Genomic DNA, 2,444 nt, shown 5'->3' on the forward strand with positions numbered 1-2,444 from the left:
GATAGAGAGTGGAGATAGAGGGGGGAGATAGAGATAGGGGGGGTAGAATAGCGAGCAAGATGCTCGCACTACGACGAATTTTGTGAAATTTTCATTCTCTTAAAATTAATCATGACTGTACTTTATCTCACTCAACCTGATGCTGTACTCAATAAGAAGTACGAGGCTTTTAATGTTGCGCTTAAACAGGAGGATGGCTCTTGGGAAAAGCGATCGATTCCTGCTCAAACTGTGGATCAAGTGGTTTTGTTGGGCTATCCGAGTGTGACGGGGGAAGCCTTATGTTACGCGCTGGAGTTGGGAATGCCGGTGCATTATTTATCCAGTTTTGGTAAGTATTTGGGGTCGGCGTTGCCGGGTTATTCTCGGAATGGGCAGTTGCGTCTGGCTCAATATGCGGTTCATTGCGATCCGGTGCGCCGTCTGGCTTTGGTGAAAATGTTGGTGGCGGGGAAAATTCACAATCAATATAATGTGCTTTACCGTCACGGACAAAAGGAAAATCCTCTCAAGGAGCGCAAAAAGTTGGTTTCTCAGCACGATACTTTGGATGCGGTGCGGGGAGTGGAAGGTTTGGCGGCGCGGGAGTATTTTAGTTATTGGCAAGGGATGCTTCCGAAGGGTTGGACGTTTTCGGGTCGCTTTCGCCGTCCGCCGACGGATCCGGTGAATTCTTTGCTGGGCTTTGCTTATGGGTTATTGCGAACTCAGGTGACGGCGGCGGTTCATGTGGCGGGTTTGGATCCTTATATCGGCTATTTGCATGAGACGACGCGGGGTCAGCCGGCGATGGTGCTGGATTTGATGGAGGAGTTGCGGGGATTAATTGCGGATAATTTGGTGTTGTCGGTGTTGGGTCTCAAACAAGTTCAGATCGAGGATTTTCGCGAGAGTTTGGGTGCTTATCGCTTGACGGATGAGGGACGAAAGGCTTTTTTGGGGGCGTTTGAACAGAAGATGAATTCGGAGTTCAAGCATCCGGTTTTTGGGTATCGCTGTACTTATCGTCGGGCGATCGAGTTGCAGGCTCGTTTGTTGGCGCGTCATTTACAGGAGGGGGTTGTTTACAAGCCTTTGATTGTGCGATGACGACTTTGTTGTATTTGATTGTTTATGATGTTCCGGCGACGAAGGCGGGGAATAAGCGCCGCCAGCGATTGCACAATCTTTTATCTGGTTTTGGGTCGCGCAAACAGTATAGTGTTTTTGAGTGTTTTTTGACGGCGATCCAGTTTGCGAAGTTGCAGCCGAGGATTGAGGGGTTGATTGTTCCTGCTGAGGATTCGCTGTGTATCTATATTATTGATGCGGCGGCGGTTCGTAAAACTATTACTTATGGAACGGAAAAGCCTCGACAAGAGAACACTCTGATCTTATGATGGAAATAAGCCAGTTTTTGGCAAACCGAAGCGGGGGCGAAAATCCCGGGGGGTTCGCCAAAATGCTCAGAACCTTGACAATTCAATAGTTTCGAGATTTTGTTAGAGGGGATTGGGTGTTGGTTTGGCAAGATTTTGGGTGTGTTTTTCCGAGGTTTGCCAAAACCGATGCCAAAATCCCCCTCTGACAAGGGTTCTAGCTGGCGGGCTTTCCTATTAATGAATCCCGCGATCGGGACTGAAACAATCCTCCAATTGCTCTGCACGAATTGCTTTGACTTTCCTATTAATGAATCCCGCGATCGGGACTGAAACTTCAGGACCCGCTTCCCCTACCAAATAGGGCTGCCCTTTCCTATTAATGAATCCCGCGATCGGGACTGAAACACCAATGGGAATTGCAACCAATAAACCCACTAACCCTTTCCTATTAATGAATCCCGCGATCGGGACTGAAACTCGAGCATTTCCACCTCAAGAGATTCCAACTCAGTCTTTCCTATTAATGAATCCCGCGATCGGGACTGAAACTTTAAGAATGCGATCGCGGTGGGGATTTTTGATTTCTTTCCTATTAATGAATCCCGCGATCGGGACTGAAACGCGAGAAGGTTTGCGAATCTTGTGCCAAGTCAGACCTCTTTCCTATTAATGAATCCCGCGATCGGGACTGAAACCATTTCTATCGGTTAATCCTTTGATTGGCATTGTTCCTTTCCTATTAATGAATCCCGCGATCGGGACTGAAACAGCATTTCTGCAATTTGTTCGGCTTCGGAAAAAGAACTTTCCTATTAATGAATCCCGCGATCGGGACTGAAACTCAATCGGTCAGAACGTCACCCTGTCTGGAGGTTACTTTCCTATTAATGAATCCCGCGATCGGGACTGAAACGACCTAATCCAGCATCGGCAAAACTTTTACTAAGTCTTTCCTATTAATGAATCCCGCGATCGGGACTGAAACATCCATTATTTAAGTTAATCCCGATCCTCCTCATACTTTCCTATTAATGAATCCCGCGATCGGGACTGAAACGCTCCGACCATCCTCGCCCTTTTACA

General features: G+C 47.5%; 2 protein-coding genes and 1 CRISPR repeat array. Both genes read left to right on the forward strand.

Annotated elements, in window-relative coordinates:
• The first annotated feature begins 111 nt into the window (after positions 1-111).
• Complete coding sequence (gene cas1d / locus VB714_RS21255; protein WP_323226690.1) at positions 112-1,089, forward strand: type I-D CRISPR-associated endonuclease Cas1d; 978 nt, start codon at positions 112-114, stop codon at positions 1,087-1,089.
• Positions 1,086-1,379 (forward strand): CRISPR-associated endonuclease Cas2, encoded by a 294-nt coding sequence (gene cas2, locus VB714_RS21260; protein ID WP_323226691.1) that lies wholly within the window; start codon positions 1,086-1,088, stop codon positions 1,377-1,379. The genes cas1d and cas2 overlap by 4 nt, the downstream gene beginning before the upstream one ends.
• Positions 1,380-1,587: 208 nt before the next feature.
• Positions 1,588-2,418: direct repeats of the CRISPR family, unit length 37 nt; unit sequence CTTTCCTATTAATGAATCCCGCGATCGGGACTGAAAC.
• The last annotated feature ends 26 nt before the right edge of the window (positions 2,419-2,444 follow it).

The sequence above is a fragment of the Spirulina sp. 06S082 genome, from assembly GCF_034932145.1.
Classification (GTDB): domain Bacteria; phylum Cyanobacteriota; class Cyanobacteriia; order Cyanobacteriales; family Spirulinaceae; genus CCY15215.